Origin of the sequence: Huintestinicola butyrica, assembly GCF_025567215.1 — a bacterium.
GTDB lineage: Bacteria > Bacillota > Clostridia > Oscillospirales > Ruminococcaceae > Huintestinicola > Huintestinicola butyrica.
Window position 1 is genome coordinate 13,747 of sequence record NZ_JAOQKB010000013.1, and the last position, 12,166, is coordinate 25,912.

The 12,166-nt window shown below is 37.8% G+C and carries 13 protein-coding genes; 5 read left to right on the top strand and 8 right to left on the bottom strand.

Features of this window, described 5'->3' with window-relative positions; translation table 11 throughout:
* Nucleotides 1-21: 21 nt before the first annotated feature.
* A complete protein-coding gene (locus OCV68_RS12015) occupies nt 22-1,089 on the top strand; it encodes a ParA family protein (protein WP_262572946.1) in 1,068 nt (355 codons plus the stop codon).
* Between the two features lie 568 nt (nt 1,090-1,657).
* On the opposite strand, the gene OCV68_RS14695 is transcribed toward OCV68_RS12015, so the two are convergent.
* From OCV68_RS14695 to OCV68_RS12040, 6 genes are all read right to left on the bottom strand, one after another.
* Nucleotides 1,658-2,185, bottom strand: coding sequence for a site-specific integrase (locus tag OCV68_RS14695; RefSeq protein WP_317259214.1), 528 nt, complete (start codon nt 2,183-2,185; stop codon nt 1,658-1,660).
* Nucleotides 2,166-2,864: a tyrosine-type recombinase/integrase gene (locus OCV68_RS14700; RefSeq protein WP_317259215.1), complete on the bottom strand. Its 699-nt coding sequence runs from the start codon at nt 2,862-2,864 to the stop codon at nt 2,166-2,168. Before OCV68_RS14700 ends, OCV68_RS14695 begins: the two co-directional genes overlap by 20 nt.
* A 154-nt stretch (nt 2,865-3,018) precedes the next feature.
* Nucleotides 3,019-3,309: a helix-turn-helix domain-containing protein gene (locus OCV68_RS12025; protein WP_262572949.1), complete on the bottom strand. Its 291-nt coding sequence runs from the start codon at nt 3,307-3,309 to the stop codon at nt 3,019-3,021.
* A complete protein-coding gene (locus OCV68_RS12030; protein ID WP_262572951.1) occupies nt 3,296-3,571 on the bottom strand; it encodes a plasmid mobilization protein in 276 nt (91 codons plus the stop codon). Before OCV68_RS12030 ends, OCV68_RS12025 begins: the two co-directional genes overlap by 14 nt.
* Nucleotides 3,568-3,915 carry a plasmid mobilization protein gene (locus OCV68_RS12035; RefSeq protein ID WP_262572952.1) on the bottom strand — a complete coding sequence of 116 codons (348 nt, stop codon included), beginning with the start codon at nt 3,913-3,915 and terminating at the stop codon, nt 3,568-3,570. Before OCV68_RS12035 ends, OCV68_RS12030 begins: the two co-directional genes overlap by 4 nt.
* Before the next feature lie 145 nt (nt 3,916-4,060).
* Nucleotides 4,061-4,645, bottom strand: a complete 585-nt coding sequence (locus OCV68_RS12040) for a hypothetical protein (RefSeq protein ID WP_262572954.1) — start codon at nt 4,643-4,645, stop codon at nt 4,061-4,063.
* A gap of 132 nt (nt 4,646-4,777) precedes the next feature.
* Here OCV68_RS12040 and istA point away from each other — a divergent pair, with 132 nt between their 5' ends.
* The 4 genes from istA (at nt 4,778) to OCV68_RS12060 (ending at nt 7,446) form a co-directional block, all read left to right on the top strand.
* Nucleotides 4,778-6,112 carry an IS21 family transposase gene (gene istA / locus OCV68_RS12045; RefSeq protein ID WP_262572956.1) on the top strand — a complete coding sequence of 445 codons (1,335 nt, stop codon included), beginning with the start codon at nt 4,778-4,780 and terminating at the stop codon, nt 6,110-6,112.
* A gap of 218 nt (nt 6,113-6,330) precedes the next feature.
* Nucleotides 6,331-6,504 (top strand): hypothetical protein, encoded by a 174-nt coding sequence (locus OCV68_RS12050; RefSeq protein WP_262572958.1) that lies wholly within the window; start codon nt 6,331-6,333, stop codon nt 6,502-6,504.
* Entirely contained in the window at nt 6,497-7,267 is a 771-nt protein-coding gene (locus tag OCV68_RS12055; protein ID WP_262572960.1) for an ATP-binding protein, read from the top strand. Before OCV68_RS12050 ends, OCV68_RS12055 begins: the two co-directional genes overlap by 8 nt.
* The gene (locus OCV68_RS12060; protein ID WP_147623139.1) at nt 7,264-7,446 is read left to right on the top strand and encodes a hypothetical protein; all 183 of its coding nucleotides are present in this window, start codon (nt 7,264-7,266) and stop codon (nt 7,444-7,446) included. Before OCV68_RS12055 ends, OCV68_RS12060 begins: the two co-directional genes overlap by 4 nt.
* A 663-nt stretch (nt 7,447-8,109) precedes the next feature.
* Here the strand turns inward: OCV68_RS12060 and OCV68_RS12065 are convergent.
* On the bottom strand, nt 8,110-11,418 hold the full coding sequence (locus tag OCV68_RS12065; RefSeq protein ID WP_262572962.1) for an ATP-dependent DNA helicase: 3,309 nt from the start codon (nt 11,416-11,418) through the stop codon (nt 8,110-8,112).
* A gap of 37 nt (nt 11,419-11,455) precedes the next feature.
* On the bottom strand, nt 11,456-12,166 hold the full coding sequence (locus OCV68_RS12070; RefSeq protein WP_262572964.1) for a M48 family metallopeptidase: 711 nt from the start codon (nt 12,164-12,166) through the stop codon (nt 11,456-11,458).

A 12,166-nucleotide genomic window follows, 5' to 3' on the forward strand; every position in this document is an offset into this window, starting at 1 on the left:
ATATACAATGGAGGAATATATATGTCAGTATTACATAGTTATGCATTATGGAATAATAAAGGTGGAGTTGGAAAAAGTACAATTACATTTCACTTGGCTATAAGATATGCCGAGTTAAATCCAGATAAAAAAGTATTTGTAATAGATTTATGTCCCCAATCAAATTCAAGTATGATGTTATTGGGCGGAGGTGAAAAAGGAGAAGATATATTAGTAGGGTTATGTTCTGAATCCGTTCCTAAGTCAGTAGTAGGTTATTTAAGTACTGTTATTACCAATGGACGTGGAGCACAGTTGCCAAAGATTGATGACTTTGTAATCAATGTAAGTGAGTATAATAATCAGTTGCCGAATAACATTTACTTGTTATGTGGCGATGGAAATCTTGAGCCTATGGCACCAGCAATAAATGAAACTGCATCGGCTAAAGCACTTACCCCACAAGCCCAACCGTGGAAGTGGACGTTAGAGATTATTAAACGATTAATTCAATCCATAAATGATGATACAGAGAATGATTGTATTGTTTTGGTAGATACTAATCCAAGTTTTAGTATTTATACACAAATTGCAATTTCTGCTGTAGATAGATTGTTGATTCCTATAAATGCAGATAATTCATCAAAAACTGCAGTGTCAGCATTAGTAGCTTTATTGCATGGTACGGAACCACCGCATCCAATCTATGGCTCATGGACGTATGCAGCTATGGCAAAGGAGCAAAAAATTGAAATTCCACAGATTCATTTATTAATTGGTAATAGATTAACGCAGTTTGAAGGACCAGCACGGGCATTCGGAGCTATTTCGGATTCAACGGCTTCCGTTCTATATGGAGTTTTTAAGTCGCACCCTGAATATTTTGTGGCAAGGGATCAATCTATTCAGGATAAGCAAATGTTTATAAATCAGTATTCAGTACCATTGAGAGATTTTAATACAGCTGGTGTTGTATGTGCACATATGGGAAACAAATTATCTGCAATGAAGCAGGGATATTATAATGTGTATTCTGCACAAGTTAAGGTGAATGCTGATAAGATAAAAGAGTGTATAGAAGCTATTGATACTGTTGTTGAAATGCTGTAAACTATATATGAACTAATGCACAAATATATCTTTTGTTTTCGGTAAAATTAGTTCTTTTACATTATCAAGTAATTTCAACTGTGTTTTCCAAATAAGAATAACAAGTGTCAGAAAATAAAAGCCTCAAACGATGTAGAATCACAGATTGAGGATAATAATAGTTTTGTTGATTTTTTGGATTATTAATACAAAACAACGTAAATTGCTGTGTAGTCCAGTATAATACTAATAACCAATAAAACTGTAGACAAAAAATCATCGCATAATCCATATATGCAAGATTATGCTCGATTTTTTGTACAGTTTTTAATTGGTTCTTAGTATAAATCGTCGTAAATTCGTCGTATTTTCCCAAACATCAAAGCCACCAACAGCGTAAATACGTCGATTTCAAGCGATTAGGGACACCACCTCCAAAACCACGTGCCGAGGGTTCGAATCCTTCTGCCCCTGCCATGATTAGTCTGTAAAAACGACGTACTAAAGCCGTTTTTACAGACTTTTTTTATGAGGCAGTGATCTGTCCGTTGTTTGTCCGTTTTTTCTGAAATACTGAAAAACGATGGTTTCATCTGAATTTCTGACCGTCTGTATTGTCCGTTCCGAGAATGCAGTCTGCTACACTGTCCATTGCCATAGCTTGTGCTTTGCGGAACGAGTGAGCATAGATCTTCAAAGTCGTTGTAGCATCATTGTGTCCAAGGCATGCCTGCACAGTTTTTACATCAACACCTTTAAGGATCATGATCGAAGCATTAAAGTGACGGAACGAATGAATATTAACGAATCGTAATCCTGTTCTTTTGCAGAACTTTTCATAGAATTTGTAGGGTGACCGCAAGCCCATAGGCTCTCCATTGATTTTATTAAACAGACGGTCGTTTTCTATCCATTTGGAACCAATAGAATCTTTGTAATCATTCTGCATTTTTCTGAAGTCACGCAGTTTTTCAATAATTACATCGGGAACCTTGATAATGCGTAAGCTGCTGTTGGTTTTAGGCGTATCTGTATATATACCCTTTTCCTTTGTCCATGCAGATGTCCTTTTGACAGATATCAGATGATTATCCCAGTCAATATCTTTCCATTCCAACCCAAGCAATTCTCCTCTGCGAAGCCCTGTGAAAAAAGAATATAACGTATTTCAGGTTGGCTTCGCTTTCCTTTTCAAAAAATGAAAGCATTGACTGCACCTCTTCCAAGGTGTAAACAGTACGTTCTTTAGCAATAAGTTTGGGCAAAGTAACATTGCGGCAAGGGTTGTTCTGTATCATCTGCATTTTGACCGCATAATCAAATACAGTTGAAATAAAAGTTACATAATTTCGTACTGTTTTCGGAGCAAGTCCTCCTTCCGGTATAGGCATATCTGCTTTGTCGTTGGCTGTTCCGTTTCCTGAAAGTACAGATACAAATTTCTGAATTGTTCTTATAGAGATCTTATCCAGTCTCATATGTCCCATATTGGCATATACACGCTTTTTCAATGCATTGTATGTACGGATAGTCTGTGTTTTCAGGTTAATAGATGCATAATCGCAGAACCATTGTTCAGCAAAATCTTCAAACTTTGTTGAAGCGGTAAGATAACCATTGTTGCACGCTTCCTCAAAGAGCACGGTCTGACGTTTCAGTTCCTTTTCAATCTGCTTTGCTGTCATCTTAGGGTCAGGCGTCCATGTCATGGAACGTTCTATTTGTTTGCCGTTAACATTATATCCTTGCGATGTTCTGATTTGATATGAGTTTCCTCTTTTTCTTATTGTTGCCATAATCTGAATCCTCCTATTTCAGATCTATGACACTTCTGTATTTATATATTATCGCTTTACTATCATAAAGCCAAGCTTGCTTACAGAAAAAGTCATATTATTGTTCTACAATTTTTCGTTCCCAATGCAGATATTGCACCGGGAACATTTTTATTTATCTGATGTTATTTATGTAATCAAAAAGCGTTGCTTTACTGATAAGTATCTTTCCACGCTTACCATTACCTGTTCGGATATACGGAATCTTTTTCTGCGCTACAAGCTGACGTATGGTATGCTCCGATAAGCCGGTTATTGCTGCGGCACACTCTTTTATCGTCAGCATCTCAAAAGAACTTTCAGTATTTTTCTTAGCAGGTGATTCCTGATGATTATCATTGTCATCAACAAGCTGTGACAACAGCGCAGCAATCTGCGCAATAATTTCGTTTTTATTTTTCTCCATAAACTTCTCCATTTATCTCAGGCAGATATTCTGATTTTTCAATTTCGGCAATTTTTCTGATTTGTTTAAGTGAATCACCGCAGCAATAAAATGCTCTTGTGATTTTCCTCAGCTCATAAAGATCATATCTTTTCAGATTTCCCTGAACAGCAATTTTGCGAATGAACCTACTTTCAGGAATTTTCAGATATGCAGCTTTTTTGCAAATAGACTCGTATTCACTTTTTGAAAATCTCAGATGACGCATGATATTTCTGCTCATGGAATTTCACACTCCTTGACAATTTCAGGAATCGGAATGCGGAACCTTTCTGTGAAACTTTTCAGAATGTCAAGCTGCGTGCTCAGAGCGTTGATGTTTTTGACGCTTATTTTTCTGTAAATGTTTATTTCTTTGGCAATAGCGTTCAGTTTGTTCCCAACCATTCGGAAACTTATCAGATTGTCATGCAGCGACAAAAGGTCATACCGGAGAATATTGCCGTTCACAGCGGTTCGGCGTATGTATTCGCAGATGCTCACATTTGATTTTGCGGCTTTCCTTCTGAGAATATCATCTTTCTTTTCATTTAATCTTATATGCTTTTCTATATATCTTTTAGCCATAAATATAGCTGCTCCTTTCATAAATCATGGGGCTGGGGATATGCCTCAGAAACGATTTTGTAGGATACAAAATTTACGCTTGCTATCTTCCTGACCCGCCATACCTTGCAATATTGTTGCATCTCTTCTTTCAACACGTTGCAAGCTATCTCTTTCCAAGACCGAAAATACCCTTGCTGACCTTTGCCGCAGCAAGTGCTTCTTTCAGTTCGGAGCATTTATCTTTAAGTGCTGTTATCTCAGATTTCTGACTATCGCAAAGCACCTTTAATGATGCTATCTCACGTTCCAAATCTGAAATGCGGCTGTTCTTTTCATCAACTAATGCAGTAATATCGGATATACGATTTTCCAGCTCACTTATGCGTTTGTCCTTTTCTTGAGATAAGTGAAAATACATGTTCGAATCTGACCTAAAGCTTTCCGAAGCAGTCTTTTCTTTCTGCATCTGACTTTCAATTGCAGAAATATGTTTCTGTAAATTTTCATTATCCGAAACAAGCAAAATATTCTGTATTTGCAGTTTGTTGTTTTCTTCACAAGCTGAATTATACATTTCCGTTGAAATTTTCTTAGGTTTCAGAAAATTGACTGCGTTATCATCAAGTATTTTAACTCCATTGTTGTTTTTGGAAATATGATTTTTCAGTTCTTTTTCGTGTCTGCGGATTGTGGCATAAACGGCCTGATGCGAAATATGATACATTTTGCAAAATTTATTTATAGTCACTTCCTTTGTATATGCCGCCCCGAAAACCGCAGCTGCACGGAGTCAGAACCGCACCCTTGCAGCTCATGAACCGCAGTAGTATAATGATAGTGGCACACGGAAGTGTGACTACTAACATTAGGAGGTTCTGATATGATAGATTATCGGGAAATATTGCGGCTTCATAGCCAGAATCATAGTCAAAGGCGAATTGAAACCAGCGTACACAGTTCGCATCAGACAGTAAAGGCAGTATTGGAGAATGCTGCCAAGTATGGTATCTCATGGCCGCTTGATGATGATATGACAAATGAAAAACTTGATGAGATTCTGAACAACTCTGCAAAAAAGCATGGATTCATTCCTTATGCCGAGCCGGACTATGCCTACATCCACAGGGAGCTTTCCAAGAAGGGCGTAACACTTACCTTGCTCTGGAGCGAATACTGTGAGCGTTGTTATGCAAACGGAGATAAGCCGTACATGAGCACGCAGTTTGGTGACAAATACCGCAGCCGGGCGAGAATCACTAAGGCTACAATGCGTATCAATCATAAGCCGGGCGAAACTATGCAGGTTGATTGGGCAGGCGGAACTATACCCTACTATGATTCGGTAACGGGCGAAGAATACAAGGCATATCTGTTTGTTGCTGTGCTCCCGTGCAGTGGCATAATTTATGTGGAAGCGTGCACGGATATGAAGCAGGAAAACTGGCTGCTTTGCCATGTTCATGCCTATGAATACTTCGGCGGAGTTACAAAAATTCTTGTTCCGGATAACCTTAAAACAGGTGTTACAGCCAATACACGCTATGAAATACAGCTGAACGCAAGTTATCGTGAACTTGCAGAATACTACGGAACAGCCATTGTTACCGCAAGAGTTCGTAAGCCGCAGGATAAAGGACTTGTAGAAAAATCTGTCGGATTTTCAACCACATGGATCACAGCGGCACTTCGTGAGCAGAAGTTCTTATCGTTTTCTGATGTTAAAACAGCTGTTGCGGAGCGTCTTGAGGTTATCAACAACAAGCCGTTTCAGAAACGACCCGGCAGCCGCAGAGAAGCATATGAGAATGAAGAAAAGGAGTTTATGCTTTCTCTTCCTGCACATCCATATGAGCCTGCAATATGGACTCAGGCTACTGTCGGAAACGATTATCTCATAAGTGACGGCCGCAACAAATACTCTGTACCCTTTGATCTGATCGGCGAAAAGGTTCTGATTCGTCTCACGAAGAATACGGTTGAGGTCTATTTCAATGGCAGCCGAGTCACGTCACATAAAAGGCTTGAAAAATACAGTGTTCAGCCTGTTGTCAATCCCGATCATATGCCCGAAAACCATCGTAAATATCTGCGGTACAATGCAGAAGAATTCAGGCGTTGGTCTGCAGATGTGGGTAAATGTACCGAAAGCGTTGTTAGAACCTGTCTTCATAAGAAATGTGTGCGGATTTTCGAGCATAATTTTGTTGCAGAGTAGGCAAAAATCCGCAGGCGGGCTTTCGCCCGGCAAGGATTTTTAACGCAGTCTGCGGCAAAATTTGCCGAAAAGACGTGCGCATATGCTTGTGAAGACGGGTTCTTAAGCATTTTCTGGAAACGGGCAAGGCTCCCGAGCAGGGGTACAAGTCCTGTGTCAGTCTTGTAAAACCGGGTGAAAAATATAGTAAAAAGAAGCTTGAAAGCGCCTGTGAAAGAATGATCCCGCTCTCGTCTGCACCGTCGATCCGTACAATAACCACCATTCTCAAGAACAGCAGACAGCCGTCGGAAAATACTGATGCAAAGTCTGATGCCGAGGACAGTTGCAATAAATATGGCATTACCCGTGGAGCCGCATACTTCAGAAAGGGAGGTGCGGACAATGAATGATATATTCACAGTGCAGCGTTTGCGCAGCATGAAGATGAACGCTTTTGCCTCTGAACCGGAACGTCAGCTTGCGGATAATGCTAACTTTTCAAGTCCTGGATTTGAAGAACGTCTGGGATTGCTTGTTGACTGCGAATGGGACCGACGTCAAGCGAATAAGCTTAACAGATATATACATAATGCACGCTTTTCAGAGAGCAACGCTACTATTGAGAGCATTGAATACCTTGAGGACAGACACCTTGACAAAAAACAGATATTACGTTTCTCCACTTGCAAATACATTGACGATGGGTATCATATCATTCTCAAGGGTGCATCGGGGAATGGAAAGACGTATATTGCCTGTGCTCTTGGCAATTCTGCCTGCCGTAGGTTCAGGACAGTAAAATATATCCGTATGCCTGAACTGCTTGATGAACTTACTGTTGCTAAAGATAACGGTGAATTCAAGAAGGTGATTGACGCATACAAGAAAGTTGATCTGCTTATCCTTGATGAATGGCTTATCCGCAGGCTTACACCTGCAGAATCGTACATTATGCCTGAAATCGCCGAGGCTCGCTGCAAAAGGTCAATGATCTTCTGCACACAGTATGAACCGGAGGGATGGTATGAAAGGATCAATCCTGATCCCGGAAGCAAAAGCCCCATTTCAGAAGCAATCATGGACAGGATCATTCACAACTCATTTATTATGCCGATAGACGGCAGGATATCAATGCGTGAACGTTATGGAGTATCATCGGAGGTTGAGTCATGACGGTGAATGAAGTCATGCTCGATGAACGCTATTCATGGTTATTTCTGCACTGTCAAAACGTTTCCGCTGCAAATGCTGAAATCCTTGAATTGTTTTCTGAAGAGCCTGTTGATGAGCACACCTGGGCGGAGCAGGATATTACCGAGCAGATTAGAATGATCGTTCGCAAGTATGAATAATTAAATGCTGTGGGTCTGTCCGGTGCTGATGTACCGGGCAGGCCTATGCTGACTAATATGTTGGGTAATGTTGATGCACTTTGACACTGCGGTTCTCAAGCGGCAAGGGTGCGGTTCTGACTCCGTGCAGCTGCGGTTTTCGGGGCAGCATATACATCCTTCCTCCTTTCGGTACTTTTTATATGTGCGGTACTCTTATTCCGGTATCATATCGGTACATTTCATTTGTTTAGGATTTTATGACTTGCTTCTTTATTGGTATCACTTCTTTCATTTTGATGCGGAAAAATTTTTTTGTCCGCTGAAATTATTATATCATAATGAATTTTCAAAAAACGCAGCTCTCTTTCGTAGCGGAAACATCGCCAAAATGCGCCAAACGTTGCGAAACGTTCTCAAACGTCACCTGAAATGCAGAATATCTTATATTTGTTAATGGCTTAGACTTAAAATTTGCGTGCCTGAATATTTTGTAAACTGTTATGCGGTATTGTGTTATTTTGTATCAGGCGGTTTACTATAAAGTAGGATGCAGTTTATAAATTTTGCCTATAAACTAAAACAAAGCATTGAAGATTTACGACCTTCAATGCTTCGTTTTTATGGCTATTTGATTGTATTATCCAACCTTTGAGCGTTCTATAGGGAGATACTAAATTTTATTTACAGCTGAGCTAGTTTGTTTTTTATTATATCCAGACTCTTGAAACCACTATGTTCAGATGAAAAGCCAGAAATAATTGCTTCCATCGTTTCGGAACTCCAGTAAATCGTTAGTTTTTTCTTTGTGCGAGTTATTGCTGTGTAAAAAACCCCTTTTGTTATTTTTTCAGAATTAACACTGGGAATAATCACTTTTACAGAATCATATTCTAAGCCTTGTGCTTTATGAATCGAAACGGCATATGCTAACTGGAAAGGTATAATAGTCTTCTTAGCGTCTTCCTCGTCATCAATTTCATCTTCATCGAAAGCATATACAATAAGTTTAATCCGAGTTTTTTCATCAAGTGTGTCAATATACTCAATCTGGTCTGATTTACACTGTTGTTCAGTGATTATAGTTTCGACATCAATAATAAATGCTATTTGATCGTCTGTCTTTTCTATGTCTACAATAATTCCTTTAAGGTTATTATAGAGGTATGTGAAACGAGAGTTATCATTAAAAAGGATTTTGTCTCCCTTTTTAAACCTCCAGCCTTGCCATATTATAGCTTCACCATTTGGATTTGCATTTTGAAAATAACTGTTTATATTATTTAGCCCAAATTTTCCGTCATAGTTTAAGCACAGAACAACTTCATCTGTTACATTAGAAGTAAATATATCTGATCCTATTTCCTTTGAAAAGGGTCCATCTATGACGAGTTTTTCGGTGATCCTAACATCATTGTTCCTTACTTCTTCCCATAGACTCAGTAGGCTTTCTTCCTGAGTCCGCCAAGTATCAAGTAATTCAATATTAGCACCATGTGTAGTTATGATGTGCTTGGCATAATAAAACCAGTTACCAAAATCAATTGATTCGATTTGATTGATGTCTCCTGCAAGGACAAGCAATGAATCCGAACTAATTTTACTAATAAAGTTAAGCATTGTTCGATTATCTATTGTACTGCACTCATCTACAAAAATAATATCATAATCTGGCAAATTAACTCTTCTTGTAAAACTATCAATACAAATAAAATCAGAATCTGATCCTGGATTATCAATTCTTCTTTGAAGGTGTTGAATGGCAGCATGTGTTTTAGTAAGAAAAAGCTTTTTTGATTTGGGCATAAGACTAGATATATAATTAATAAGTGTTGTTTTACCCGTTCCAGCAGCACCATATATCAACAGTATTCTTGAATTAACAAAAGCATATTTAATTGCTTTTTGCTTGGAAACATCAACCTTCTCAAAGAGTGCTGAATGATCTTTTATAAATCGTGCGTTTAGTTCTTTTTGACCTTTAATTCCTGCTTGCGTAAAATCTAACAATCTCTGTAGAATCTTAAGTGTAATGGTTTCATAGGCAGATATTGTAACTAAGCCGCTATCATTTACTATGCTATATCCTTGATCTTGCTCCCACTCAACTAAATACTCATTATAATCGTTAATGGATTTGTCTGAAGCAATTTCGCTTGCTTTGAAATATAATTCACCCGATTTATTTATCGCATTTCTTATTCTTAGATATGGTAAAAGAATATTGATTTTTTCTGTTCCAGATGCACTAAGTATTTTTGTTATACTAACTTCAGCTGTTTTACTATGTGGTAAATTTGCTAGAAGCGGATTGCGTTCAAATGGACGACATCCTGATGCAAGGTAAAGAGGGGAACCAGCTAGCATTTTTGTGAATCTATTAGGCATTACATCAATTAGACTTTTTTCACGAAGATTAATCAAAAGATAACGAACAACATTTTTTCCAAATATTACGGAATCGGAAGAATAATCTCTTCTCAATATCTCAATCACTTCTCTAAAGTGATTAGTGTTTGTATTACCATATATTTGATCGCGAATTGAATGGAAATCCATTTCTTGTAAATCAATAATATCAAGCAACGTCATTCCCGTTTTGGTGAGAAAACTCATTAATTCAGCATACTCGCCATAGCTTGCATTCAACCTTAATGGAATATTTAATATTCTTCCAAGTTTGTTTAAACAAGTAGGTGCAATGGATACCCTCCAGTTTGTGATGATTTTTATATTTGAAGCAATACCCCATAAATCAATCGTTGTGTCGGTATAGCCAATATTAATTGAATAAGCAGTTGAAATATTCTGCTTTGAATAAACAGTTATTCTATTAAATTTAGTAGCATATTTATTGGCTAATTGCAAGGTGATTTCATAATAGCGTTCGGTGCCAACATAAAATGGTGTTTTCTTTTGAACATAAAAACGTGTGCTTTCCAAAGAATGAGGTGATAAATCTGTAGATTCAATTGCTTTTGCAACTATGTTATAGTACTCATTGTCAAGTTGGTCTGTGTTAAGTGGGAACTTTTCAAGATTTTGAAGAATAGATATTCTATTGTTATCCCAGAAGTATTTTCTGATCTGCCACATGAAGTTATAGTATTTTAACATTAAGCGTTCAGATTGACCTTCTTCCGGAATTCGGCAATCAATATACTTTAAGCATCGTAAGAAATTGGCAAGATATTTAGTCCTCAAATCGAGTTGAGCTTGTTCATATGCTAATTGAAGATTTGGCTTTGTGCATCTAATATTATAAGAGTTTTGTAATAATGCAGCTCTGCATAGGTCATTTAATCTTGGTAGAATATCTTGAGATATTTCATCTCTGGTTGCACTACGGTTTTCTATTGTATCAATACTTCTGACTATCGACCTATCACAAGCCATTACAATTCTTTTGATATCATCAAGATTAAGCTGAGTTGAACTAAGCTTATTTACAAATGAATGATGTTCAATTATACGATCAAGTTTTTTACAAAAATCAATAATACTTTCATCGGTATTAAAAATTTCCTCTTCTGCCTCAAAAGCAACAGTTGTACTACCTTTGGAAAAATCAATCGAGTTTATATAGTCCACTGACATATATTTCCAGAAAACACGCTCAGAGCCTCTTTCGTCAGGATCAAGTACAACAAAGAGTATTCCGGGGTCTAAGGTGACATCCATAGCCATCGTTGCTGGGAAACCAAGGCTTTGCAACGAATACTTGATTCTCCCATTATCCTCTTTGTATGAATGTGAACCTTTTATCTGAACAAAGAAATTTTGCTTAGGTCGTCTTGATACATCAGGGTCTGCAACATATTCAAACGTTCCATCGGTGTTAGGCCATTTATCGTTAGATGCAAATAATGGGTTGATGCGTCCATTTGAACGAAAAAAGAATTCTAATGTAGAGACAGCAGCTTTGTCTTCTGCTGATCTTTCCGTATGCGTTTTTATATGCTTTTCTATTAGTTCTTTGGGCTGATCTAACATTTTTTACTCCTTTCTCTGCCTAAGGCAAGCAACCGCATCATTCGACCATATTATAATAATCCAGTCTTAAATCATTAAGTTCTTTTCGTACAGCCCGCCAATCCTTCATGTACAAATCCATATATGAAATAAAAGCTGAGTTATGAGTACGCTCCTTTAAATGGAGAAGTTCATGCAATATTACATACTCTAAACACTCGATTGGTTTCTGTGCAAGCTGTAAATTAAACCATAGTTTTTTCTTCTCTGTATTACAAGTTCCCCAGCGAGTTAACATATATTTGGTTTGCCAAGAATCACAGTATAGCGCGGTAAGCCTTTCCCACTTCGGAAGTAATCTTTCAATTTCCGCTTTTAGTAAGATACGGTACTGCTCTCGCACATAGTTTTCTCTTTGCTTTACTGTACTTTCTTCACGCATAGAGAGTATTACCTTATCTCCTTTTATTTTAAATCCGTTCTTTTGTGAATTAGGCTGAAAGGATAGATAATATTGTTTTCCCCATATGAAAAGCGTTTCTCCGCTTACATACTGACGTTTAGTGCTTCTTTCCTGATGTTGAAACTTTTCAATCTGTTTTTTGATCCAAATAAGATTTGTTCGGGCATATATTTCTATTGCCTTATCATCAATAGATGCCGGAGCAGAGATAACGACGTGTCCATCAGGAGGCTTGACCTGAAGATGCATATTCTTGATATTCTTTTTATGGATATCAATAGGTATGCCAGAAATCATAATTGTCAT

Coding starts and splice junctions, on each gene's coding strand:
- OCV68_RS12055 (WP_262572960.1), top strand. CDS start 6,497: ATGAATGATATATTCACAGTGCAGCGTTTGCGCAGCATGAAGATGAAC.
- OCV68_RS12025 (WP_262572949.1), bottom strand. CDS start 3,309: ATGGAGAAAAATAAAAACGAAATTATTGCGCAGATTGCTGCGCTGTTG.
- OCV68_RS12070 (WP_262572964.1), bottom strand. CDS start 12,166: ATGACAATTATGATTTCTGGCATACCTATTGATATCCATAAAAAGAAT.
- OCV68_RS12065 (WP_262572962.1), bottom strand. CDS start 11,418: ATGTTAGATCAGCCCAAAGAACTAATAGAAAAGCATATAAAAACGCAT.
- istA (WP_262572956.1), top strand. CDS start 4,778: ATGATAGATTATCGGGAAATATTGCGGCTTCATAGCCAGAATCATAGT.
- OCV68_RS14700 (WP_317259215.1), bottom strand. CDS start 2,864: ATGGCAACAATAAGAAAAAGAGGAAACTCATATCAAATCAGAACATCG.
- OCV68_RS12015 (WP_262572946.1), top strand. CDS start 22: ATGTCAGTATTACATAGTTATGCATTATGGAATAATAAAGGTGGAGTT.
- OCV68_RS12030 (WP_262572951.1), bottom strand. CDS start 3,571: ATGAGCAGAAATATCATGCGTCATCTGAGATTTTCAAAAAGTGAATAC.
- OCV68_RS12060 (WP_147623139.1), top strand. CDS start 7,264: ATGACGGTGAATGAAGTCATGCTCGATGAACGCTATTCATGGTTATTT.
- OCV68_RS12050 (WP_262572958.1), top strand. CDS start 6,331: ATGATCCCGCTCTCGTCTGCACCGTCGATCCGTACAATAACCACCATT.
- OCV68_RS12035 (WP_262572952.1), bottom strand. CDS start 3,915: ATGGCTAAAAGATATATAGAAAAGCATATAAGATTAAATGAAAAGAAA.